At 68.4% G+C, this 21,665-nt stretch carries 23 protein-coding genes and 1 pseudogene; 6 read left to right on the forward strand and 18 right to left on the reverse strand.

Going from position 1 to position 21,665, the window contains the following annotated elements; all coding sequences use genetic code 11:
• Window positions 1–69 precede the first annotated feature (69 nt).
• The 3 genes from ACFWBB_RS39640 to ACFWBB_RS39650 form a co-directional block, all read right to left on the reverse strand.
• Window positions 70–885, reverse strand: a complete 816-nt coding sequence (locus ACFWBB_RS39640) for a CAP domain-containing protein (protein ID WP_385283200.1) — start codon at window positions 883–885, stop codon at window positions 70–72.
• A 448-nt stretch (window positions 886–1,333) separates the two neighbouring features.
• The gene (locus ACFWBB_RS39645; protein WP_385283202.1) at window positions 1,334–1,480 is read right to left on the reverse strand and encodes a hypothetical protein; all 147 of its coding nucleotides are present in this window, start codon (window positions 1,478–1,480) and stop codon (window positions 1,334–1,336) included.
• 675 nt (window positions 1,481–2,155) lie between these two features.
• Window positions 2,156–2,380, reverse strand: coding sequence for a hypothetical protein (locus ACFWBB_RS39650; RefSeq protein WP_385283205.1), 225 nt, complete (start codon window positions 2,378–2,380; stop codon window positions 2,156–2,158).
• A 472-nt stretch (window positions 2,381–2,852) separates the two neighbouring features.
• On the opposite strand from ACFWBB_RS39650, the gene ACFWBB_RS39655 reads away from it, so the two are divergent.
• Window positions 2,853–2,981, forward strand: a complete 129-nt coding sequence (locus ACFWBB_RS39655) for a hypothetical protein (RefSeq protein WP_385283207.1) — start codon at window positions 2,853–2,855, stop codon at window positions 2,979–2,981.
• 94 nt (window positions 2,982–3,075) lie between these two features.
• Here the strand turns inward: ACFWBB_RS39655 and ACFWBB_RS39660 are convergent, their stop codons facing one another.
• Window positions 3,076–3,414, reverse strand: coding sequence for a thioredoxin family protein (locus tag ACFWBB_RS39660; protein ID WP_385283210.1), 339 nt, complete (start codon window positions 3,412–3,414; stop codon window positions 3,076–3,078).
• A 559-nt stretch (window positions 3,415–3,973) separates the two neighbouring features.
• Window positions 3,974–5,113 (reverse strand): PucR family transcriptional regulator, encoded by a 1,140-nt coding sequence (locus ACFWBB_RS39665; RefSeq protein ID WP_385283214.1) that lies wholly within the window; start codon window positions 5,111–5,113, stop codon window positions 3,974–3,976.
• Window positions 5,114–5,199: 86 nt separating this feature from the next.
• On the opposite strand from ACFWBB_RS39665, the gene ACFWBB_RS39670 reads away from it, so the two are divergent.
• Together ACFWBB_RS39670 and ACFWBB_RS39675 are read left to right on the forward strand one after the other, a co-directional pair.
• Window positions 5,200–6,255, forward strand: a complete 1,056-nt coding sequence (locus ACFWBB_RS39670) for a ferredoxin reductase (protein ID WP_385283217.1) — start codon at window positions 5,200–5,202, stop codon at window positions 6,253–6,255.
• A gap of 7 nt (window positions 6,256–6,262) precedes the next feature.
• Window positions 6,263–7,381, forward strand: coding sequence for a fatty acid desaturase family protein (locus ACFWBB_RS39675; RefSeq protein ID WP_385283219.1), 1,119 nt, complete (start codon window positions 6,263–6,265; stop codon window positions 7,379–7,381).
• A gap of 14 nt (window positions 7,382–7,395) precedes the next feature.
• Here ACFWBB_RS39675 and ACFWBB_RS39680 read toward each other — a convergent pair whose 3' ends face one another.
• The 4 genes from ACFWBB_RS39680 to ACFWBB_RS39695 all read right to left on the reverse strand — a co-directional run bounded on the left by ACFWBB_RS39680 (window position 7,396) and on the right by ACFWBB_RS39695 (window position 10,144).
• The gene (locus ACFWBB_RS39680; protein ID WP_385283221.1) at window positions 7,396–8,085 is read right to left on the reverse strand and encodes a TetR/AcrR family transcriptional regulator; all 690 of its coding nucleotides are present in this window, start codon (window positions 8,083–8,085) and stop codon (window positions 7,396–7,398) included.
• 44 nt (window positions 8,086–8,129) lie between these two features.
• Complete coding sequence (locus ACFWBB_RS39685) at window positions 8,130–9,044, reverse strand: SDR family oxidoreductase (RefSeq protein ID WP_385283224.1); 915 nt, start codon at window positions 9,042–9,044, stop codon at window positions 8,130–8,132.
• Between the two features lie 339 nt (window positions 9,045–9,383).
• The gene (locus ACFWBB_RS39690; protein ID WP_385283226.1) at window positions 9,384–9,752 is read right to left on the reverse strand and encodes an MmcQ/YjbR family DNA-binding protein; all 369 of its coding nucleotides are present in this window, start codon (window positions 9,750–9,752) and stop codon (window positions 9,384–9,386) included.
• Window positions 9,749–10,144 (reverse strand): MmcQ/YjbR family DNA-binding protein, encoded by a 396-nt coding sequence (locus tag ACFWBB_RS39695; protein WP_385283229.1) that lies wholly within the window; start codon window positions 10,142–10,144, stop codon window positions 9,749–9,751. Before ACFWBB_RS39695 ends, ACFWBB_RS39690 begins: the two co-directional genes overlap by 4 nt.
• A gap of 173 nt (window positions 10,145–10,317) precedes the next feature.
• On the opposite strand from ACFWBB_RS39695, the pseudogene ACFWBB_RS39700 reads away from it, so the two are divergent.
• Window positions 10,318–10,596 (forward strand): annotated as a pseudogene (locus ACFWBB_RS39700) (helix-turn-helix domain-containing protein); the annotation flags it as partial.
• Window positions 10,597–10,646: 50 nt separating this feature from the next.
• Here ACFWBB_RS39700 and ACFWBB_RS39705 read toward each other — a convergent pair.
• From ACFWBB_RS39705 to ACFWBB_RS39725, 5 genes are all read right to left on the reverse strand, one after another.
• On the reverse strand, window positions 10,647–11,006 hold the full coding sequence (locus ACFWBB_RS39705) for a cyclophilin-like fold protein (RefSeq protein WP_385283232.1): 360 nt from the start codon (window positions 11,004–11,006) through the stop codon (window positions 10,647–10,649).
• Between the two features lie 95 nt (window positions 11,007–11,101).
• Window positions 11,102–12,124 (reverse strand): alcohol dehydrogenase catalytic domain-containing protein, encoded by a 1,023-nt coding sequence (locus ACFWBB_RS39710; protein WP_385283234.1) that lies wholly within the window; start codon window positions 12,122–12,124, stop codon window positions 11,102–11,104.
• A 121-nt stretch (window positions 12,125–12,245) separates the two neighbouring features.
• The gene (locus ACFWBB_RS39715; RefSeq protein ID WP_385283237.1) at window positions 12,246–13,682 is read right to left on the reverse strand and encodes a carboxylesterase family protein; all 1,437 of its coding nucleotides are present in this window, start codon (window positions 13,680–13,682) and stop codon (window positions 12,246–12,248) included.
• A 134-nt stretch (window positions 13,683–13,816) separates the two neighbouring features.
• Window positions 13,817–14,266: a hypothetical protein gene (locus ACFWBB_RS39720; protein ID WP_385283240.1), complete on the reverse strand. Its 450-nt coding sequence runs from the start codon at window positions 14,264–14,266 to the stop codon at window positions 13,817–13,819.
• A 360-nt stretch (window positions 14,267–14,626) separates the two neighbouring features.
• Entirely contained in the window at window positions 14,627–15,937 is a 1,311-nt protein-coding gene (locus tag ACFWBB_RS39725; RefSeq protein ID WP_385283243.1) for an MFS transporter, read from the reverse strand.
• Window positions 15,938–15,982: 45 nt separating this feature from the next.
• Here ACFWBB_RS39725 and ACFWBB_RS39730 point away from each other — a divergent pair, with 45 nt between their 5' ends.
• Window positions 15,983–16,594: a TetR/AcrR family transcriptional regulator gene (locus ACFWBB_RS39730; protein ID WP_385283246.1), complete on the forward strand. Its 612-nt coding sequence runs from the start codon at window positions 15,983–15,985 to the stop codon at window positions 16,592–16,594.
• A 490-nt stretch (window positions 16,595–17,084) separates the two neighbouring features.
• Here ACFWBB_RS39730 and ACFWBB_RS39735 read toward each other — a convergent pair whose 3' ends face one another.
• Window positions 17,085–17,288, reverse strand: a complete 204-nt coding sequence (locus tag ACFWBB_RS39735) for a hypothetical protein (protein ID WP_385283249.1) — start codon at window positions 17,286–17,288, stop codon at window positions 17,085–17,087.
• Window positions 17,289–17,569: 281 nt separating this feature from the next.
• Entirely contained in the window at window positions 17,570–17,911 is a 342-nt protein-coding gene (locus ACFWBB_RS39740; protein ID WP_385283251.1) for a hypothetical protein, read from the reverse strand.
• 385 nt (window positions 17,912–18,296) lie between these two features.
• Here ACFWBB_RS39740 and ACFWBB_RS39745 point away from each other — a divergent pair, with 385 nt between their 5' ends.
• Complete coding sequence (locus ACFWBB_RS39745) at window positions 18,297–19,724, forward strand: protein kinase (protein ID WP_385283254.1); 1,428 nt, start codon at window positions 18,297–18,299, stop codon at window positions 19,722–19,724.
• 168 nt (window positions 19,725–19,892) lie between these two features.
• On the opposite strand, the gene ACFWBB_RS39750 is transcribed toward ACFWBB_RS39745, so the two are convergent.
• Together ACFWBB_RS39750 and ACFWBB_RS39755 are read right to left on the reverse strand one after the other, a co-directional pair.
• Window positions 19,893–20,456 carry a hypothetical protein gene (locus tag ACFWBB_RS39750; protein ID WP_385283257.1) on the reverse strand — a complete coding sequence of 188 codons (564 nt, stop codon included), beginning with the start codon at window positions 20,454–20,456 and terminating at the stop codon, window positions 19,893–19,895.
• Window positions 20,457–20,661: 205 nt separating this feature from the next.
• Window positions 20,662–21,453 carry a class I SAM-dependent methyltransferase gene (locus tag ACFWBB_RS39755; RefSeq protein WP_385283261.1) on the reverse strand — a complete coding sequence of 264 codons (792 nt, stop codon included), beginning with the start codon at window positions 21,451–21,453 and terminating at the stop codon, window positions 20,662–20,664.
• Window positions 21,454–21,665: the final 212 nt, after the last annotated feature.

The raw sequence follows: 21,665 nt of genomic DNA on the forward strand, positions 1-21,665 counted from the left end.
GCTCGCTCCGGAGCGGCCGCGGCCGGCGTGATGGTCGGCGGGCCGCGACGGGCGTCGGCCCCGTGAGCGTCAGCGGACCGTGCCGAAGTCCTGCGTCCAGTAGTTGCCGGGCTGCGCCACCCCCACACCGATCTCCTTGAAGCCGCAGTCCAGGATGTTGCGCTTGTGACCGGCGCTGGCCATCCAGCCCGCCATGACCTGCTCGGGCGTGGAGTACCCGTACGCGACGTTCTCGCCGTAGGTGCTCCAGAGGTAGCCCGCGCGCGTGATCCGCTGTCCCGGGTCGGACCCGTCGGAACCGGTGTGCGACATGGTGTTGTGGCTCGCCATGTCCGCGCTGTGGGCCTGGGCGGCCTGCGAGAGCTTCGCGTTCAGGGTGACCGGGGAGCAACCGACCTTGGCGCGCTCGCTGTTGACCAGGGCGACCACGCGGGCGACGGCGGGGGTCGCCGTGCCGGCGGCGGGGGCCGTGGTGGCGGTGGGGGCCGTGGTGGCGGGCGGCTTCGGCGCGGCGGTGGTCCTCGTCGGAGCGGGCGGGGTGGTCGTCTTCGAGACGGGCGCCTTGGGCTTCTCCGGGGCAGGCGCCGCAGTCCCGGGAGAGGTCGTCGGCGCGGCCGGGGGCGAAGCCGTCGCCGCGGGCTTCCGGATGTCCCGCCCCCGGTGCCCGTCCCAGGACGTCTTCCTCCCGTCCGTCCGGTGTCCGTTCCAGGACGCCTTCCCCCCGTCCGTCCAGGGACCGCTGGACGTGGCGGTGATGGCCTCGGCTCCTCCGTCGCCCATGCACGCCATGGCGGCCGACGGCACCGCCACCGCGCTCATCGCCAGGACGGCGACGGCTATGGGCCGGCGGCGCGTCTTCCTGCGGTGCTTCCGGGTGTTCCTCATGCGGACCTCGTTCGGTCGACTGTCCTTGCGCCTCCGGCGGGCTCGTTTTCGCACAGACACTGCGCTTGACCTGCGGGGACGCCTTGCGGGGCCGTCATTGTTAAAAGCCGCGTGAGGGCACGGCAACGGGGCCTTCCACTACCTCGCCTAGTAGGCGAGGGCGCCCTTGAATCCGGCCCGGGATTGTGCCGGGCCGCCGCGCCGGACGCCTACGGCGCCTCACACTCCGTCAGAAGGACGGCAGAGGCGGTCCGACGGCTCGAGGCCGGTGGCCCGGTCCGGTGACCCCGGCCGAGGTGCCGCGTATGCCTGCTTCCATATGCTAGATCCGCCTATATCAGCCACACGCCACGTACTATCGCGGCACGTTGATGGGGACCGGGCACGTGAGGGATGTCACTGACTTTCCCCACGGTCCTTTCGGTGCCCGGCGTGCGAGGCGATGCGGTCAGGCATCGGTGACCGTGCGCACGAGCGCGTCAAGGCCGTCGGCGTCGATGCCGTGGGAGAGGGCCACGGTCTCCTCGTCGCCGACGCCGGCCGGGGTGACGACGCCGGACCATTCGACCCGGGACGTCTCCGGCTCGCAGGGCACCTCGTGGACGGTGAGGGTGGAGCGGTAGCCGGTGACGGGGAACGGGGCGTCGAGGCAAACCGGACCAGGTGTCGGCGGTGACCCACGCCAGAATCACGGTGCGGGCGTCCAGATGCCACCGCATTCCAACGATCACTGAACATGAACCATGCACAGCGCAGATGACACAACCTGATCACCACCACCGCTACCTGACAAAGCTGTACTTCGGAAGAGAAATGGCTGGCCCGACAGCCCAAGCCGGACGTCTGGCAGACCCTGACAGACGGACGGCGCGAACGTCTGGAGCAACTTGGCATCGTGCCCCTGCCCCCGGAGCAGGAGACACACGTGAAGCCGTCCACGACGCCCGCAGGGGCCTTCGAACGAGGCGTCGCGACCCTCGCGCAATACAAGGCACGCACCCAATCCGCAGGACCCAACAGCCGGTCCCACGTCGAGGTACTGCCCGACGGGCCCGAGGTCCGGCTGGGGGTATGGCGCAGCGATACGCGCGGCAGGCGGGACTCGCTGCTGGATACGCAGCGCGGCTACTGGCAGACCTCGGTCTGTTCGACTGAGGGATTGTCAGTGGCTGGTCGACGCACTGCGCGGCCCTCAGGTGCTGCTGGGACGGGATACGCCTGCTCGGACAGACACCCTCACGCCTGGAGTGCTCTGCCTCGTCCGCTTCGCTCAGGAAACCGGCTCGGGAACTTCGCCAGGCCTGACCGGCACGATCTCGACACGGGTGCAGCCCACGGCTTTCAGTTCGGTGCGGCGATGCTTCGCGGACCGCTTGTCGTACCTGCCGGCCGACGCCTGCGGGGTGCCGTCCGGGTCGGTCCACAGGAGACCGTAGTTCTGCATCACGCTCGTCATGGAGATCATCACTTCCCCGCCCTCGGCTGCCGTAAGCACGCCGCGATTGCCCGTGGACGATCACACGGCCGCCGATCCCTCGGCAGCGACACCGGCCTCTTCGTTGCCCCCTGTTCCGCAGCCTGCGCGAGGGCATGATCGTCCTGTTGGACATCAAGTCCACCCTTCCGGGCGCCGGGTCCTTCGTGCCCGGACCCCTGCCGGCATCACCCAGGAAGTCTTCGCGCTGCTGGTCACCTACCAGGCCCTGCGACTGGCCATGGCGGATACGGTGGACCTAGCAGGCAGGACAGCATCGGCGTCCTTGGTGGAAGGTTCCGGTGTGACGTGGTCGCTGCCGGAGCCGATGCTGGCCAGACCCGTGCCCGAACCTGATATGCGGCCGGGCTGGGCGGGCGAGCCCAAATCGCCGACAGGGTTTTGTGTTGTCCGTTGTCCAACGCGAGCTCGGCCTCTCTGCTCCCGCCAAGGCGCCTGCATGGGGCAGTGTTGGACTGCCTGCCAGGGGGCGTTGTCCGTCGAGGCTGGCACCGTGGTGCTGCGCTCACGCCGGGGTGCCGACATGGGGCCGGCCTTCCCCGAGGTCGTGGCCGCAGCCGGGCGGCTGCCGGACGCGACCGCGATCGACTGCGTTATGTGACCTGGGGGGTGTCTCAGCCCCAAGGTGTCTCAGGCGGCGCAGCTCCCCTAGACGAGAGGTGACGGGCGTCGCGGCCACGTGCCGCAGCGGCCGCTCAGAGGTGGCCGTCCAGGAACTTCCGTACCTCGGCGATGGTCATGGGCCCCGTGCCGTGCGCCACCGCCTCTCCTTCCTTCAGCAGGACGTAGGACGGCGCTCCGGTGATCCCGTATCGCTCGGTCGCGGCCGGACAACGCGTGATGTCGGTGCGGACGGCCGTCAGGCGGCCCGTGTAGTCGTCTGCGATGTCACCCATGACGAGGTCCATCGCACGGCAGGGCTCGATTGCCTTGGGCCATGTCCCGGTGAAGTATGCGAGGACCGGGACTCCGCTCATCCCGAGGATGAAATTGAACTCCGCGTCCTCACGGGGCTGGTGAACCCGCTTCGCCATGGAAGCTCCTGATCTCACGTTCCGTCATTCCATCCCCATCATCCCTCGCGCGGTGTGCCAGGCCGGCCCGGTCGGTCGTCCGGTTGACCTGTCGGAAGGGAGGCATGGGGCCGTCGCAGAACCACGGTGGTCCCCGGCGCGAGCGGCCCGGCCCCCGCCCCTGGTGACCCGGCCTGGCCGCCCGCCGGTCACCCAGTTTCAGCCCGCCGCGTGCCCATGGGTCAGCTCGTGCCAGGACAGCGCCCTTCACGACGACATGAAAGCCGTTTTCCAGGGCATAGCGGCCCAGCTCACCGACCAGATGCTCGATGAGCGCGTCGACGAGCGGGCCGGTGCGCATCGTCCACCGGATCCAGTCGAGCCGTATCCGCCACCGTGCTTCTCAGAGACAGCGCTCCCGACGGGCTTCCCGAGGCCTTGTCCGGTCCTCACATCAACCCCCGGTCTCAGCCGCTGATACCGCTCTTCCCCGGGCCGCATGAGCCAGCTGATGGCACCGAGAACGAGGCACGATTCCTGGACCGCTCGCGGACGCGGTCGTGCGCGGTCGAAGTACGCGTCAGCTGACCCGAAGACCGACCGCCAGCGTCAGTTCAAGGACCCGGTGTGGCGATGCGAGATCCGGAAACAGTTCCCGCAGCTGCGACATCCGGTACCGGACTGTCTGGGGATGGACGAACAACGCCGCCGCCACCTCGTCCCGCCTGCCCTGGTGCAGCAGCCACGCCCGCAACGTCTCCTCCAGCCGCCGTGCGGTCGCGACAGGCAAGGTCCGCAACGGTGCGAGGGCTCGGGCACGCAGGTCTGCGAACGCGTCCACGTCGGCGCTCAGCACCAGCTCGGGCAGGTGGTCCTCGGTGTCGCGAATATCAGAGGAGAGGGAGCGCGCGCGTACGGCTCGTGCGTACGAGGCGGACGCACGAGTCCATGGCCGGGCCGGGCCGACCACGGCGGTGCGGTCGGTCAGCTGCCGCAAGAGATGTGATCGGTCGGCATCGGGGACGAGCAGCACACCGGTGGCGTCCGGCAGATCGTCGAGGACGAGGGTGCTCGGGTCGAGCGCGCGGTAGGCAGGCCGGGCCTGGTCGGCGGGCAGCAGGACCACGGTCAGCGAAACCGGAGGCTGCCACCCGGCCCGTTGAACAGAGGCCAGCAGCACGTCCGGGCTCGCGCCGGCGAGGAGGTCGCGGGCCAGGTGTTCCAGGTGGCGCTCGTGGGCCCTGCCCCGGGCGGCCAGCTCGTCGGCGTGGCCCGCGGCGCTCGCGGCGGAGAGCTCGTCGATGTAGGCGAAGGTCAGCTCGGCGAACTTGGCGACCTCGGCGGCGGGCAGACCTGCGGGTACGGCACCCGCTGCCAGGCATCGCCAGGCCACGCGGGCGCCGACGCGGTAGGCGCCGAGCAGGGCGTCCATCGAACGGCCGTCGCGCACCTCGCCGCGGCCCAGCTCGTAGGCCGCGTCACCGGCGTCGCCGCCTGTGGCGTTCCCGCTCGCGAGGTCCAGGTAGTGCCCCAGGGCGGTGCGGACGGCTCGGCGGATGGTGGCGCCCATGTGGCCCGAAAGGGCGTTGGCGTAGGGAGGGACCTCGTCGATGATCGCCTGGACGACCTCGTCGGCGGTGCCCTTCAGCGCGGCCCGAAGTGCGGTGACCGTCGTCTCATCCAGGGCCAGTTCGCTGGCCCTCCGGATTGCATGGTTCACGTTTTGTTCCCTGCGAACAATTCAGCCGACCAGATTTACGTCCTGCGGTCAGGACTTTACGCCTTGAGGCACAGCAAGCTGGAGTCATGACGAGTACAGCCCTCCGCAGCAGGGCGTGGAAACTGCTGGAGATGGTCACGACGCCGCTGCTGCCGTCGGACTACCTCGACCTGGTCAGCCCGCTGCGTGCGGGCGCCGACCTGCGTGGGCGCATCGAGGCCGTGCACCCCGAGACGGGTGACGCCGCGACTGTCGTGATCAGGCCGGGACGGGGCTGGCGCGGCCACACAGCCGGTCAGTACGTGCGGATCGGGGTCGACGTCGACGGGGTGCGCCTGTGGCGTGCCTACTCCATCACCTCGCCGACAAACCGCCGGGACGGCCGCGTCACGATCACCGTGAAGGCGATCCCGGACGGCAAGGTCAGCAACCACCTGGTCCGCAGGGCGAAACCGGGCACGCTGATCCAGCTCGACCAGCCGACCGGTGACTTCGTGCTGCCGCAGGCCAAGCCCGCCAAGGTGCTCTACCTGACGGCCGGCAGCGGCATCACGCCCGTGATGGGCATGCTGCGCGACATCGAGTTCGACGACGTCGTCATGGTCCACTGCGCGCCACAGCCGCAGGACGTGATCTTCCGCAACGAACTGCACGACCTGGTCGCGGACAAGAAGCTGCGGCTCATCGAGGTGCACACCGACACAGACGGCATGCTCGACATCGCCCGTCTCGACGAACTCGTGCCCGACTGGGCCGAGCGCGAGACCTGGGCTTGCGGGCCCGCGGGCCTGCTCGACGCCGCCGAAGAGCACTGGACCGAGCACGCCGTACAAGAGCGCCTGCACACCGAACGCTTCCGCCCCAGCATCGTCGTCGCCGGCGACGGCGGCGAGGTCACGTTCAGCGCCACCGGCAGGACCGTCGACGCGGACGGCGCCACGCCGTTGCTGGACGTCGGCGAGGAGGCCGGCGTGCTCATGCCCTCCGGGTGCCGCATGGGCATCTGCTTCGGCTGCGTCACGCCGCTCAAGGCGGGCGCCGTCCGCGACCTGCGCACCGGCGAGATCACCGAGGCCGAGCCGGGCGTCCTCATCCAGACCTGCGTGTCCGCCGCGGCGGGCCCCTGCGACATCGAACGGTAGGAGCACCTTGACCGCCATCGACCCCACCGCCCACCTGACCGCGGAGCAGATCGAGGAGCTAGGCCGCGAGCTGGACGCGATCCGCGACGAGGTTATCGCGGGCCGCGGCGAGAAAGACGCCGCCTACATCCGTAAGGTCATCTCGGCGCAGCGCAAGCTCGAGCTGGTCAGCAGGGGCGTGCTGCTGTTCTCGATCTTCCCGCCCGCGTGGCTGCTCGGCACCGCCGGGCTGTCCGTGGCGAAGATCATGGACAACATGGAGATCGGCCACAACATCCTGCACGGCCAGTGGGACTGGATGCGGGACCCGAAGATCCACTCCACCACCTGGGAGTGGGATCACGTCTCGCCGTCCGAGCAGTGGAAGCACTCGCATAACGAGCTGCACCACACGTTCACCAACGTGATCGGCAAGGACAACGACCTCGGCTACGGCATCATGCGCGTCGACGAGGACCAGAAGTGGCACCCGTTCCACCTCGGCCAGCCGCTGTGGAACTTCATCAACGCCTGCTTCTTCGAGTACGGCATCGCAGCGTACGACCTGGAGCTCGGCAAGAACCTGCACAAGCGCCGCCGCAAGAACCCGGAGTTCCGCGCGCAGGCCAAGGCCGTGGGCCGCAAGATCCGCAAGCAGGTGCTCAAGGACTACGTGATCCACCCGCTGCTGTCGGGCCCGTCGTTCCTCCCCACGCTCGCCGCCACGTTCACCGCGAACCTGGTCCGCAACATCTGGACCCACTCGGTGATCATGTGCGGGCACTTCCCCGAGGGCGTGCAGGTCTTCGAGCGCCGGTCGATCAAGGGCGAGACGCGCGGCCAGTGGTACCTGCGCCAGATGATGGGCTCGGCGAACATCAGCGGCAGCAGGGCCATGCACTTCATGACCGGCAACCTGTCGCACCAGATCGAGCACCACCTGTTCCCGGACCTGCCGAGCAACCGGTACGCCGAGGTCGCGGTGAAGGTGCGCGCGCTGTTCGAAAAGTACGAGCTGGAGTACGTCACCGGGCCGCTGCCCAAGCAGGTGTTCTCCGCGTGGCACAAGGTCTTCCGGCTCTCGCTGCCGAACAAGAAGCCCAAGGTCAAGACGCCGGACCGCGAGCAGGAGCTCGTCGCGGCCTGATTCCCGGTATTGGTTCAGATCTTTCGATAGCGGGTGAGCATGAGGGCGACGGCTTCGTCCACGATCGTGGTGTCGGTGGGGTCGGGCGGGACGAAGTCGGTCCGTACGAGCTGGGGCCAGAGGAGCTGGCCGCAGATCATGCCGAGGAACTGTTCGGCCACTGCGGATGCCGGCTGTGTCTGTCCGTCGGCCGAACGGAAGTCGAGTGTGCCGGCCTGGGCTTCGGCGTCCAGGTAGTCACGGAGCCGGTCGAAGAAGGGTCCGCGGTCGATGGCGAAGCCGGTGCCGACGATGTCGGCGAGTTCCGGCATCTGGGGAAGTTCGGTGATGATGAGGCGGCACAGCGCCGCCGTGCCGGGCCGCGAGACCAGGCAGGCGTAGTCGCGGCCGATGTGGTCCAGACCGTACCGGGGATCGCCCGGCGGGGGCGGATCGGCGTACTGCACGTCCAGCTGCCACTGCTCGGAGGTGACGGCCGCGAACAGCGCGGCCTTGGACGGGTACCGCTTGAAGAGGGTACCGGTGGAGACGCGCGCCTCCCTGGCGATCTGGGCCAGGGAGGTCTTGTCGTATCCCCGGGCGAGGAAGAGGTCGCGGGCGGCGCGGATGATGCGCGCGCGGTTCTCCGCTTTGATCTGCGCGTGGTACCCGGCCTGGCACGTATCGCCACCGGTTTCCGCTCGGTCACGGTCCGCCACCGACATACCTACCCACGCCCCTCGCCCGTCTCCCAGCCGCATCCTCGCTGTCAGAGAACGGTCTGGCCACCGTCCAGGATAAGGTCCTGGCCCACAGCGAAGGCGGAGGCATCGGAGGCCAGGTACACGACGGCTTCCGCGACCTCCTCGGGCAGACCCATGCGCCCCAGCGGGATGCCGGAGCTGATCGCCTCCAGAACCGCCGTCTGCTGCGCGGGATCCTCGATACCGAGCTTCGAGTACAGCGGGGTGTCCACCGGGCCGGGACTGACCGCGTTGAACCGGATGCCGTGCGACCTGAGCAGGTCCGCGTTCCACGACCGCATCAGGGAACCGACAGCCGCCTTCGTCGCGGCGTAGGCGTTCGACTGCCCGTAGCCGCCGTGCGCACTGTTGGACGCGTTGAGGATGACCGAGGACGGGTTGGCCAGCACGGGCACCAGGGCCTGCGTGAGAAAGAAGACGCTCTTGACGTTGATGTCGAAGAGCCGGTCGAAGCTGTCCTCCGTGTGGTCCTCGAACGGCCGCCAGTCCGAGACGCCGGCGTTCAGGAATGCCACGTCCAGCTTCCCGAAGTGCTCACGCACCCGCTCCGCCAGGCCGCGCTGCGCATCGAGATCGCGCGCATCTGCCTGCACCACCGGCACCTTGTCCCCGAGGATCTGCCGCGCCTTGTCGATGCTGGCCGGGGTTACGCCTGTGACCAGCACGTCGGCCCCCTCCGCGACAAAACGCTGCGCGGTCTCCAGACCGATCCCACTCGTGCCGCCGGTGATGAGGGCGCGCTTGCCCGCAAGACGATTCATGTTCATTGTTCCTTGCCGAGGCGTAAGGTAAGTCGATGGACTCACCACTTGAAGGTAACTCCCGCACCACCCATAAGGCAAGTCGATCCACTTACCATCGGTGGCCTGGAGCGGTTCGGCCACGACGGAGAAGGTGACCGACACCGGCTCGAAGGCCATGTCGCTGCCGTCCGCGAGGAGCCGGGCGATGGTGGTCTTCCCGAGGCCGGGCGTTCCCGCAGGATGATGGAGCTGAGGCGCTGCCGGGCGACCGTGCGGGCCCGGCAGCGGCGTCCGTGGCCAGGAGGTGGTCCTGCCCGACGACGTCTTCCAGCTTTGTGGGGCGCAGGCGGTCGGCGACTGGCCGGGAGGGCTCCTCGTCGAAGAGCGGCAGGATCACTACGGCCGGTTCCATCGGTCTCCCGGGTCGCAGGCGGGCGTGTGCGGACGGGGCGGGCGAGCCCTTGCACGGGATGCTGACGAGCGAGGGCTCGCCGTTCGCGGGGAAGCTCGCGGCGCTCATCGGGCACCGGGGCGGTCGCTTCGTGGCAGCCGCTCGGCAACCAGGTCGTAGGAATCCTCGACCGCGTCGGTGACCAGCCGCTCGGTGATGCCGGATCCAGGCCCGAGCGAGATCCAGTGGCGTTTGTCGAGATAGCGGCCCGGTGTGATCGAGGCGTAGCCGCGTACGTGAGCGCGGGCGTGTTCCGGCTCGCACTTGACCGTGATGATCTGATCGTCCGGGTCGTCGGTGACGATCAGGAACACCTTGCCCGCGACCTTGTACACGTCGAGTCCCGGGGTGAAGGGGTAGCCGTGGCTGACGTCGGGGAGGGCCAGGGCCGCCTGGCGGGCGGTGTCCTGAAGCCGGTCACCGGCCGCGCTCACCGGGCCGCCCGCGTGCCGGTGCCGTAGGTGTGCGGGTCGACAGGCCGCTCGGCCCTGGGCAGATGGGCGACGACGAGCCGGTACGAGTCGGTGACGAGCTCCCTGACGAGCTCCTTGTCGACGCCTTCTCCGCTCTCCAGGGTGATCCAGTGCTTCTTGTTCATGTGGTAGCCGGGGGTGATGTGGCTGTACTGCTCCCGCAGGGCGTGGGCCTCGCCGGGGTCCGCCTTGAGGATCACGACGGGACGGCCCGGGACTTCCGTCAACAGCATGAACACCTTGCCGCGTACCTTGTAGACCTCCCAGTCGGGGCCGAAGGGGTGCTCCAGCTGGGCTCCGGGGAGTTCCTCCGCGCAGTCGGCGGCGGTCTTGTGCAGGGTCGATCCGTTCATGGGTGGTGAGCCTTCTCAGGTGGTGACGGACTGTGGCATCGAAGGAGGCGGAGGGCGCGCCTCGCGGGCGCGGTGGCACGTCCCATCCTTCCGTCGAAGCCGACTCGAAGGGCGGTAGCCTGCGGACACGTGATGGTGGGCAAGCGACACTCCGGGCCGAGCAGGCAGGCCGCTTTCGCGAGCTGCACCAAGCCGCGGATTACGCCGCTTTGCCCGGCTGTGCGGTCCTCACCCTGAGCCGTGCCGCCCGGGACGCCACCGGCAAGGGGGTACGTGAAGTCATCGACGAGCGGCGCCTGCTGGAAGCCCGGCGCCTGCTGGCAGGTGCCCGGTGGGATGCCCGGGCTGTGGCCGTCCACCTCGGCTTCACCGACCCCGCGAACTTCGGCCGCTTCTTCCGCGACCGCACCGGTCTCACCCCGGCCGCCTTCGCGGCCTGCGAGGCCACGACCGTCCCCCCTCCTCTCATTGGTTCACGATCTCGGTGGTTTCCGGCTGGGTCTCAGTCGACGGCCTCGATGGTGACGTCGACCGTGCCGTCGTACTGCGTGAAGGCATCGGCCCCCGAGCCGATTTCGCCGAGGACGATGATGCCGGGGTCGGGGATGGACTGGCCGTCGTGGTCATAGAAGATGGCGATGTCGGGACCGGGTGACCAGTAGATGATGTCGCCGATCTCGTAGCTGGACCGCGACTCGCCTCCTGCGGTGAGAGACCGGGGCAGGTGACCGTACTTCTCGCGCTTGAGCAGGTCGTTCATCTGCAGCGTCAGCGGAAGCAGTGAGGCGAAGTCGCGTGCCGTCGCGTTGTCGTCGAGGGTTGCGTTGAGGACGGTTTCTCCGGCGGTCAGTCGGATTCTCATATGGGGTTCTGTTCCTCTTACGGATGCTGCGGCCGGCCGTTGTCGACCGTCGCGCATCGTGGGTGGTCGGTTGTCGTTTCTCGGTTGCCCACGTCTCAGCCCCCCAGGACGACGACGTGCTTGCCCGGCGTGGTGCCGGACTCGACGTCGGCCTGGGCGTCACGGACCTGTTCCAGGCCGTGGTAGACCTTCGCGACCGGGACTTTGAGGCTCCCTGCGGCGATGGCCTGGAGCTGGCGGGCGAAGACGTCGGCCGGGAGGTCGGCGGCCTGACCGCCGTAGGACGTCAGCCGCACCCCGTTGGGGATCATGAACGGGGTGAAATCGGGGATCGTCCACTGGCCCGCCAGGGCTCCGGTGAAGCAGACCGTGCCGTGCCGGCGGACGGTGCGGAGGGTGTCGGCGAGGACCGAGCAGCCCACCAACTCCAGTACGGCGTCGACACCCTCCGGCATCAGCTCGCTCACCTGGTCGGCGATCGTGCCGCTGTCGACGAGGGGATGGTCGACGCCCGCGGCCCGCAGTCCCCCGGCCCTCTCCGGGCTGCGGGTGGTGGACAGCACGATGGCTCCGAGGTCCTTCGCGATCGTGGCCGCGCTCAGCCCGACCGCGGAGGTGCCGCCGCGGATCAGCAGCGTCTGCCCGGCCTTGAGGTCCAGGCCGGTGGTCAGCGATCCGTAGGCGGTCTGGAACATCTCCGGCAGCGCACCGACGACCTCCCACGGCAGGCCGGTCTCAAACGGGATGACCTGCGCCGCGGGGACGGTCACGTACTGCGCGTACGCGCCGTCGTACGAGCGGCCCATGCCGCCCATCATCGTGGCCACCTGCTGTCCCGGCCGCAGCTCGCTGTCCTCGTCGACGTCATCGATCACGCCGACGCCCTCGATGCCGGGCACACGCGGGTAGGTGACCACCGAGTCCGACTCGCCCCTGCGGGTGGTGACCTCGGACTCGTTGACGCCGAACGCCTTCACCCTGATCCGCACCCAGCCGGCCTTGCGTACGGGCACCGGCACATCCTTGATCTCCAGTGCGTCGAGGCCGCCGGGCCGGGTGACGACGACGGCCCGCATCGTCGCCGGTGCGGCGTCGCCGGCTGCTGTCGGTTGGCTCATACCGAGCTCCTTACTGTGCTCGCCCCGTGGGAAGGTCCAGCCGAGGCTCCAGGCGCAGGAACCCAGGTGATCAGCCACAGCCCGTGGTGGCCCTGCGCTGTTCCGTATGGTCCGACGGCCGTCAGGGGCGGGCGATGTTCCCGAACAGGTCGAGGACCGCCTGGTAGCGGGCGCTGGGCTCGTAGGGAGGGTTGCCGACACTTCCCGAGGTGAGCCGGTCCGTGACGGCGGGCCACATGCGGGCCTGCTCGCCGGTGGCGAAGTTGAGCACGATGTCGCGGATACGCGTGTCACGCTCGGCCTGTTCGGGGCTGCGGCCCGGCTTTTCCTGGCCGACCAGGGCGTACATCTCGGTGCCGTGTACGGCGGGTGCGCCCTCGGCCGGCCCGATCATCAGGAGGTGGGCGTTGCCGCCGGCGGCGGCGTGGGCCAGGGCGCCGCGGGCGGCGGGGAGCCCGAAGATGTAGTCCGACAGGAGTGCGGCGCGGACCTCGGCAGGGGTGCGGCCGCCCTGGTCGTAGGCGTCGACAATCTTCTTGGCGCGGGAGCGGGGAATGCGCCACCCGGCGACTTCGTCGACGATGCGGTCGACGGTGTGCGGGTCGAACCGGTCGAGGTCGTTCGCCACCCACCAGCCCATCTCGTCACTGGCCGTGCTCAGGAGGACGTCGATGTCCCGGTGCGAGCCCGAGGCCAGGACGTCCAGGGGGTGGGCGTGCAGCACCCCGCCGGGCTGTTCGGCGTCCAGGACGACGCCGAGGCTCTGGTTGTCCATCCCGCCACGGACTCCGAGATCCGTCGGACAGACCTTGCGCAGGGCGGCCACCAGGGAGGCCGCGTCGAGATCGATCAGCTTGTCGGGGTTGCCCGCGACACCGAGTTCGGTGACGAACCGCTCCGCGAGCTCCTCGGCCCACCAGGCCGGGACGAGACGCGAGGGCGCGCCGGAGAATCCGGCCAGTCGCCGGTACAGCCCGTCCGCCGAGGAGGTCCCGAGCAGCCCGAGGGTGGAGTAGGCGCCGGCGCTGTGGCCGAAGACGGTGACGTCGTCGGGGTCGCCACCGAAGGAGGCGATGTTCTGCTTGACCCAGGCAAGCGCGGCGATGACGTCCTGCAGGCCGAGGTTGCTGGCCTCGGCGAGCCGCCCGCCGTACTGCGACAGCGAGAGCGCGCCCAGTGCGCCGAGCCGGTAGTTGACCGACACGCTCACCACGCGCCCCGTCGCGGCGAGACCGGCGGCGTTCGAGGTGATCTGCGTGTTCGCGCCGAACTCGAATCCGCCGCCATGGATGTACACGGCCACCGGAAGCGCCTTCCCGGTCGGCTGCCCGGGAGCCCACACGTTCAGGTTCAGGCAGTCCTCGCCCATCCCGCTGTCCGCTTCGAGCCAGTCGCCGCTGTCGGGCTGGACAGAGACGACGCCCTTGCGGTCATAGGGGCGGTCCGGATCGAAATCCGCGACCACGGGGCGGCGGTATCGCTCGGCGGTGGCGAACGGGATTCCCCACCAGGACCGCACCCCTGGTGCAGTCTGAGCCTCGGGCGCGGTCGCGGTCATGGCGTGAGATTCCTTCCGGTGCGGTTCGGGTGTTTCGCGCGGTGTGTCGGCGGCTGATCGCTCGCGCTGACACTCTCCAAGCATTCCCTGGACTCCGATTAATCGCCGAGCGGACAGCAGTCACCCGGTGGTCATCAGGTGACACTTCTCTGTACCTCCTTCTGATAGCCAGGCCGCCGCGGCTGCTTGGACGGCCTGAGGTCGATTTTCGTGCACGCACAGGCCAGCGTGTCGAGCTCGCCTCCGCGCGCCTGCTCGCGCAGCTGATCCGGCACGGCAGCAGCCGATCCGCCACCGAGGCGGACGATGACTGCGCGAGCGTTCTCCTCCGCGTCGGTGATCGCCTCCGTGAGCACGTCGGCCGCCCACTCGGCGACGAACGAGTCCTTGCGCAGGTAGTGGGTGAAGGAGGTGTCCGCCGTGTTCGTCACCCGCGCGGACGGCAGATGCCCTCCGACCTGCTTCGCCGTGCGCACCTCGACGGTCTTCTTGATGCGCGTCACCATCAACTGCAGCGGCTTGCCGTCATCGCCGACCAGGCCGTGGCGCTCGGCCCACGCCCCGAGGTTCAGCTTGCGGGCCAACTCGGCGGGGCGTTGACCGCCGCCACCGCCTGCGCCGCCGTCGTCTCCGGGCAGCCGTCTCCGTCGACACGGGCCGGGTGGTGCTGCGCTCCAGGCGCGGCACAGAAATGGGGCCGGCGTTTTCCGGAAACCGTGGCCGGGGCCGCGCAGCTGCCTGACACGTCCGCGCTGGACGGCGATATGTGACCTGTCGGCCTGTCAAAGCCCGTTGATGTCTCATGTCAGACGTGGGGCCAGCTCCGGGCGACAGGCTCCGTAGAGAGCTGGTACCACGTACGTATTCGCCCCTGGCGGTATCCGCATGGATGGGCCGTTGCGCTGTACTGGGCCGACAAGGGTGCACACCTCTCCCGAGGCGGCTCATCGGTCACGCTCCGGCTCAGTCGCTTCTGTATCTCCAGTGCGTCGTCGGGCTGTATGAACCCTTGATCCCGTTGAGCCACGTGGCGTTGGAGTGTCGTTGCTCGCGGGACGCATGCTGATCAAGCTTGCGGCGAGTAGCAGAGCGCCCCCGATGTAGAAAGGGGCACGAAGCCCGAAGGAATCGGCTTCAAGACCCGCAAGAACAGCGCCGAGCGTGATTCCACCGCCGATGACCATCTGGTAGGCCATGCCCACGCGCCCCAGTAGGTGAGCAGGGACGAGTGCCTGGCGGAGGGACACTGCGGTCACATTCCATGCCAGGTTCGCCGCTCCATATGCAGCGATGCACGCGCCGGCGATGAGGCCCGAGGAGGCCGCGCCGGCAGCCATTGCGGTGCCTGCCGTGGCCGCAGCAGTCAGCCGCAGAACTCGAGGGGTTCCGTAGCGGGCGCTCAGGCGAGGGGTCGCCAACGCCCCCGCTACGCCTCCGACAGCGAAGGAGGCGACCAACAAGGCGAATCCGAGACTGGTCAGGCCCAGGGTCTGCCGGGCGTAGAGCACCAGAATGGCGATGAGACCTCCACCTACAAAGTTCGTGATCCCAGACGTCAGGCAGAGGCGACGGAGCAACGGCTGCTGCCAGAGCCAGCGCACCCCCTGCGTCGTATCGTCGAGCAACCTCCTCCAAGGGGTTTGTGTGCTTTGCGGCCGTGGACGGAAGTCGCCGCTCAGCATCAGGGCCAGTACGGCAGCGGCCGCGAACGACACCGCATCGACGGCGAAGGGAAGCGTGGCGCAGACGCCGAAGAGCAACGCGCCCAGCGGGGTGCCGAGGAGGGTGTCGGTGATGAGCGAACCGGACTGCAGACGGGCGTTGGCGCGCGTCAGTTCCGGGGAGGCAACCAGCGTCGGCACGATGCCCGACCATGCTCCGTTGTAGAGGGTCTGTCCAAGCCCGAGAAGGAAACCGATGCCGGCCAGCAGAAGCACCGTCATCGCGTGCACTGCCACCGCGACGGCGAGCACCCCGACGACCACGGCCCGGACAGCGTCGACCACCCACAGGATGCGGCGGCGGTCGAAGCGGTCCGCTATGGCGCCCGAGAGGAGGCCGAACAGCAGCAGGGGCAGTTGTTCGGCCACATAGACGAAGGTGACCTGGCGAGGATCGGAGGTGAGCTGAGCCGCAAGCAGCGGCAGAGCGACGAAGCGCATCCCGTCGCCGAGGCTGGAGACGATCACCGAGGCCCAGACGCGCTGGAAATCCGGCCCGAGCTTGGTGCGCGTGCTGCCCCTGGATAAAAACATGAACTAGACTCTGGTTCGAGTTTTGGGAAGGTGTCAAGGAGTTCGATGGCCGAGATGCGCGAGCCGCAGCAGCAACGCAGTCGAGAGAAGGTCGCCCGCATTGTCGAGGTGACAGCTTCTCTGCTGGAGACGACCTCCTACGACGATCTGGGCACCAAGCTGATCGCGGCCGAGGCCGGAGTGTCGGTCGGCGTGCTGTACCGGTACTTCGCTGACAAAGAGGCGATCGTCGCCTCGCTGGTGCGCAGTTGGCTTCGGCTGGATGTGCAGATCGCCGAGCACGTCACAACCGAGCCGCTGCCTGAACGCTCGCAGGACCTGCTGGAAAAGCTGATCATCGCCTACGCCGACCGCTTCCGCAAAGAGCCCGGCTACCGTTGGATCTGGTACAACGGACCGCGCATCGCGTCATTGCGAGCCGACACCCAGCAGGCCGATCGGGAGATCGCTGACCGGGTTCACCGGGCCCTCGTCCGTGGGTATGCGATGCCGGACACTGACGAATCACGTCGACGGTGTCGGCTCGCGGTCGAGGTCGGAAGCAACCTCCTCGACCTCGCCTTCCGCGACGACCCCATGGGGGACACGGAGACTCTTGCCGACGCGGCACTCATGATGGACCGCTACCTCTTCGCCCCACCAACCAGCTCCGACTGAGGCCGGCCACTGCACCGACGGTTTGTCACCAGATCGACGTGAACGAGCCATCGGCCTGGCCGAGGTGCTCGCGTAGGGCGGCATTTTCCGCTTCGAGTTCGGCGTTGCGCAGGCTGAGGGCCTGGGTGCGGTGACGTAGGCGGCAATGGTGGCGCGCATCTCCCGCTGCTCGGCCGCATGCTGGGAACGTAGGGCACGGTCGGCTCGCTTGAGACGGGTGATCTCGGTGGTGAGGGTGTCGTCCTGCGAGCGAGGCGTGTCCGGTGCCTGCAGAAGGCCGGTGATGGCCTTGGCCACGGGCGAGCGGTAGTAGGTGGCACGAGAAATGCCAGCCTCAATGCACAGGGCGGTGACGGTAGAACCGCCGCTGGTGCGCTCGGGACTTCCGGACGTGATCCGCTCGAAGGCATGCACGATTGCCTGGTCGACGCCCGGCCGTGCAGGCACGCCGGCGTGTTCCAGGGCCTGCCGCAGCCGCAGCGCGGCGGGGTCATTCATACGTCGGGGCTTCCGGTGGGGTGCGGAGTTCCGCGATGGCGTGGTCGAGCTCGGCGATGTGGGTGGTCAGCGCGGCGGACTGGAGGCGGGACAGCCCCGCCGGGGCGTCGAGCGGGCGCTGGGCCCGGGCGCGGGCGGTGGTCAGACGGGGCAGGTGGACGCTGGAGCGGCGGCCATTGGGACAGGTCAGGCACATGGCCAGCAGCGGCAGGGGTCGGCCCGTGTGCTGGGCCCGCTTCGCGCACAGAGCGGTGGAGGGCTGGTAGAAGCGGTCGTTCAGGACGCCTGGGTGAAGGGTCTTCGTCAGGTGCTGGAGCAGGACGGGGTGGCGCCAAGGACGAGGTGGGTGTGCTTGTCGCCGAGCTCAAGGTGCTCGGGCGTCAGGTGGCAGAGGCGTTCGGTGGACGGGCCGAAGAGCAGGGGGATTGCGCCGGCCGCTCGAATGTCCGTGGGCAGTGCCTTGTCGGTGAGGCGACGCTATGGGAGCGGCCATCGATCGTCCTCGTCGAGCAGGTTCTGGAACACCTGCCTCGGGATGGAGGGCACGGTGAGTTCGCGGGTGAGTCGACGGCTCGTGGGCCATTTCAGGAAGTATCGGAGGCGCAGGAGATCGTGGTGGCCGCGCTGGCCGAGTCCGGCCGGGCACGACCCTGGCCGACTTGGGCTGCCTCCGGTCTGCTGGCAGCGGCGCGACTTGTAGGTCTTGCGCGCCCGCCACAGGTTCAGCGAAAGCAGCCGCCGCAGCTCGGCGCGCGAGACCACGCACACCTGCGTGAGCTGCGGAAAGACCGCAGCAGTAGACGGAGGCCTCGCGGGCATGGCCGAGGAGTAACTGGAGGGTCCGCATCGGATTACCGATCACCTCACTCTTCGAAACATCCGGCGAAGAGGCGTAGCGACGTTGGCTGGTGGCTCCGGCGATCCAGTCGTCCCTGGCGCACCTTGCGCGGCGGCAGGAACACCCGGCGGCCTTTGCGCCGCTTGGCCACCGCCCCTGCCACCCGGAACTCCCCCGGCCAGGGCCAGCGGCAGCTTGCTGCGGTGGATAGCGCGTCAGCCGGTGTGCCCCTGCCTGCGAGGACGTGGGGATAGCGCGGCTCCTCGCGGGTACTCGCGTCCGCAGCGTGTCGGCCGCGGCTCGCCAGGGGTGTTCGTCCCTTGATGAGTGGGAGAAAGAATGAGGTTGCGCGATTCTGCTCGGGCCATGGCTTCCCGGTGTTCCGCTGAGGTACTGAGCGGCCGGTATCGTCTCGACGGTCTCCTCGGCTCGGGCGGCGCCGCGGACGTCCACCGAGGTTTCGATCTGCGGTTGAGACGACCAGTGGCGGTCAAGGTCTTCCGGCCCGGTACCGGCGTAGACATCGAGGAGACTCTGCGTAGCGAAGCAGTGATCCTGGCCCGGCTGCACCACCCCGGAGTTGTCACCGCTTACGACGCCGGGCAGCACAACGGACGTGCCTTCCTGGTCATGCAACTGATCGAGGGCAGCACATTGCGCAATGTCATCACCGAGGGCCCGTTGTCGCCCGAAGCGACTGCCGCGCTCGGCGCCGACCTCGCCCAGGCGCTGGCTCACGCACACGAAGCGGGAATCGTCCACCGGGACGTCAAACCGGGCAACATCATGCTGGACGCCTGCCGCCGCCCTCACTTGACCGACTTCGGTATCTCCCGACTGCTTGACGCCACCACCCGCACCGCCACCGGCACCCTCACCGGCACCGCCGCCTACCTCTCCCCTGAGCAGGTCCGCGGCCAGTCCGTCGGCCGGCCCGCCGACATCTACGCTCTCGGCCTTGTCCTCCTCGAATGCCTCACCGGCAGACTCGAGTACGACGGAGTCCCCCTCGAAGCCGCGATCGCACGACTGCACCGCCAACCAGTCCTGCCCGACTGCCTACCGGAACGACTGGCCGACTTGCTGCGAGATATGACCACCCTGGACGACCAGGCTCGCCCGACAGCACGCGACTGCGCCCGCACGCTGACGGCCGTGGCCGACACAGCCGGCTTTTCAGCCGGCCCGATGGCGCAGGCAACGAGCCTCATCGCCAGCCACGGACAATTGCAGACGGCCGACCACACAGATGCGAATGCGCTGTCCGACGAAGATCGGACCGCTTCCCTCCTCACGCCCGCGCGAGGCCGCACCCTGGTGCTCGGCGCGACCGCCGCCCTCGCCGCTGTCATGGCAACCACCCTCGCCGTCACCGACAACTCCGCACCACAGGGCAACGACCGAAGCGGGTCCCGCGCCGCCAGCGCCCCGAACGTGCAGACAGATCCTCCTGGCAGCACAGGGCACGGGGAAGCGACCACGCCATCTACGGCCACACCACCCTCTGACCACAGCCCCTCTATCGGCGCACTCCCCACCGACGCACCCGGGCAAAGCCTCCAGCCCGCTTCCCACGACCTGAACCACAAACGGGCCGTCGATGCAGCCACACACACCTCGGCGGCCAAGACAACACAGACCACACCAAGAGATACGGACACACCCGCCGCGGCAACACAGGGCGGCACGACGACCGAGACCCCGCACCGACCGCCCGGCCAAGCAAAGAAATCAGAAACGGCCGAGGACAAGGCCCAGCAGAAGAAGGCCAAGAAGACAGCCACGGAGCGCTGAAATCGAGGCGCGCAGGTGGAGGCCGGCCAGGTGGCTGTCCCGGATCAATGATCAGTTCATCACCTCTCGGCAGGTGACCGGGACGAGCCCCGTAGCTGTCCGGCGCTCACTCGATCGATGTCTTGTCACGGACGACGCAGAACAGGCCTTCTCCGGACTACCGGTTCGTCAGTCTTCCGGACGGATCCCGTACTCGGCCAACCACCCGAGCAACTCTTGGCGAGAGGCTTGGACAAGGCGCCCTCCTGTAAAGCGAGCGTCGTCGGTGACCTCTGCCACGCATTCGGCAGGTGGCACGAATGACTGGACCTCCTCGTCAGTGGTGAACTCGGCTTCCGCGAGTACCAGGCCCCGAAGACGGCCGTCGAAGACATCAACACCCAATGGAGGCACGCTGAAACGCGTCTTGGACAACAGCATGGCCGGCAGCGAAGCGAGCGCTTCGTACTCGGCTGGCGACAGGTACGTGTTCGTGATCAAGCCCTGGATGGCGCCCGACAGAGGGGCTGGGACTTTCTGGGTGAGTTTCAGCTCGCAGCGACCGCCCGCGAAGTCCGCTCGCCGCAACCTCAGACGAGTGCCCGTCACATACCGGTCAGTGATCACACGGGTGACGCTCACCACCGACAAATTTGGGGGGCTGGCCAGCAGGAACCGTCTCTCCCGCTCGACACGTGAGTACGTGCCCGGGCGAACCGATTGGCCCTCAACCCCACCTGCCTTGTCCATCATGAGGACAGCTTCTCAGCTCTCCCCCTTCCCTCTCAGCCACCGCAATAGCGAGCGGACCGGTCAGCCCTTCTGCAGTGCGATGGTCAGGAGTTGTCGGAGCGTCGGGCGTTTTGGCGGCTCAGCGAAGTTGGTGGGGGTCGGGCTGGCACAGCGCTCCACTTGGCCATTCGGAGACAGGGCCGTCTCGGCCGGACCCACGGCCGGGTCAGCCCGGCTTGACCGCCAGCGTCGCGAAATAGTTCGACATGTATTGAGCGGATGCGTTGGATTGGTGCGGCGCTTCCGCGAAGCCGGTGAGGACGAACCCCGCGGCGAGTTGCCCGCCGATCTGGTCGGTGAGGGTGTGGCTGTATTCAAGAGGGGCATCCGCGCCGAACTTCGTGGCGCGTTCCTCGGCGGAGTACTGCGTGACATCGCTGTAGGGCAGCTTGTGCACGACGATCAGCTCGCCGCGCTCGTCGAGCGCCTCGTGGTCGAACAAGTACACATCAGGGTTGAGGAAGCCCACAAGCAGAGTTCCGCCCGGTCGCAGGACGCGGAAGCACTCACGCCACACCGGTGCCAAGTCTGGTACGAACAGGTTAGAGACCGGGTGGAATACGACGTCGAATGTTGCGTCGCCGAAGGCGCTGAGGTCGCGCATGTCGCCTAGGACGGTGCGCAGCTCGAGTCCGTCGCGCGCCGCCACCATCTGGTCCTGGCCGAGCTGGCGGGGTGAGTTGTCGAATACGGTGACCCGCGCCCCTGCGGCGGCGAGGATCGGACCCTGCTGGCCACCGCCGGAGGCCAGGCACAACACGTCCTTGCCGGTCAGGTCCGTCGGCAGCCAGGAGCGGTCGACCGGCTCACGCCCGATGAGAACAATCGACCAGTCGCCCATGCGGGCGCGCTCGACATCCTCAGCACTCACCGGCCTCGACCACTCGTTGCCCTCTTGGACACACTTGTCCCAGGCTGCCCGATTGTGGGCAACGGGGTCGACAGCGATGTCCTGCACGTTTAACTCCCTGCTACAGCCAAGCGGACACATGCGGTACTGACAGTTCGGTGCCGCTAAGTCTAAGCTTGTTCTTTATCTACCAAGATCTTCCGGGCTTGCCGATGGCCTTGAGGATCTCGGGGCGCTTGACGGTTTTACCGACGTCGTAGCGGGGTGCCCGGTGCTTGTTCTTGGTGCCGGGTGGCCGTCCGGGGCCGGTGCCTCGGGGT

It is taken from the genome of Streptomyces sp. NPDC060000, from assembly GCF_042737375.1.
Lineage (GTDB): Bacteria > Actinomycetota > Actinomycetes > Streptomycetales > Streptomycetaceae > Streptomyces.

What these genes read in the sequence shown, in the direction of transcription:
- ACFWBB_RS39750 (WP_385283257.1), bottom strand. Translation starts at nt 20,456, where the DNA reads ATGATGGACAAGGCAGGTGGGGTTGAGGGCCAATCGGTTCGCCCGGGC.
- ACFWBB_RS39715 (WP_385283237.1), bottom strand. Translation starts at nt 13,682, where the DNA reads ATGACCGCGACCGCGCCCGAGGCTCAGACTGCACCAGGGGTGCGGTCC.
- ACFWBB_RS39705 (WP_385283232.1), bottom strand. Translation starts at nt 11,006, where the DNA reads ATGAGAATCCGACTGACCGCCGGAGAAACCGTCCTCAACGCAACCCTC.
- ACFWBB_RS39680 (WP_385283221.1), bottom strand. Translation starts at nt 8,085, where the DNA reads ATGTCGGTGGCGGACCGTGACCGAGCGGAAACCGGTGGCGATACGTGC.
- ACFWBB_RS39735 (WP_385283249.1), bottom strand. Translation starts at nt 17,288, where the DNA reads ATGTGCCTGACCTGTCCCAATGGCCGCCGCTCCAGCGTCCACCTGCCC.
- ACFWBB_RS39685 (WP_385283224.1), bottom strand. Translation starts at nt 9,044, where the DNA reads ATGGCCTTCGAGCCGGTGTCGGTCACCTTCTCCGTCGTGGCCGAACCG.
- ACFWBB_RS39640 (WP_385283200.1), bottom strand. Translation starts at nt 885, where the DNA reads ATGAGGAACACCCGGAAGCACCGCAGGAAGACGCGCCGCCGGCCCATA.
- ACFWBB_RS39695 (WP_385283229.1), bottom strand. Translation starts at nt 10,144, where the DNA reads ATGAACGGATCGACCCTGCACAAGACCGCCGCCGACTGCGCGGAGGAA.
- ACFWBB_RS39740 (WP_385283251.1), bottom strand. Translation starts at nt 17,911, where the DNA reads ATGCCCGCGAGGCCTCCGTCTACTGCTGCGGTCTTTCCGCAGCTCACG.
- ACFWBB_RS39660 (WP_385283210.1), bottom strand. Translation starts at nt 3,414, where the DNA reads ATGGCGAAGCGGGTTCACCAGCCCCGTGAGGACGCGGAGTTCAATTTC.
- ACFWBB_RS39710 (WP_385283234.1), bottom strand. Translation starts at nt 12,124, where the DNA reads ATGAGCCAACCGACAGCAGCCGGCGACGCCGCACCGGCGACGATGCGG.
- ACFWBB_RS39670 (WP_385283217.1), top strand. Translation starts at nt 5,200, where the DNA reads ATGACGAGTACAGCCCTCCGCAGCAGGGCGTGGAAACTGCTGGAGATG.
- ACFWBB_RS39725 (WP_385283243.1), bottom strand. Translation starts at nt 15,937, where the DNA reads ATGTTTTTATCCAGGGGCAGCACGCGCACCAAGCTCGGGCCGGATTTC.
- ACFWBB_RS39730 (WP_385283246.1), top strand. Translation starts at nt 15,983, where the DNA reads ATGGCCGAGATGCGCGAGCCGCAGCAGCAACGCAGTCGAGAGAAGGTC.
- ACFWBB_RS39745 (WP_385283254.1), top strand. Translation starts at nt 18,297, where the DNA reads ATGGCTTCCCGGTGTTCCGCTGAGGTACTGAGCGGCCGGTATCGTCTC.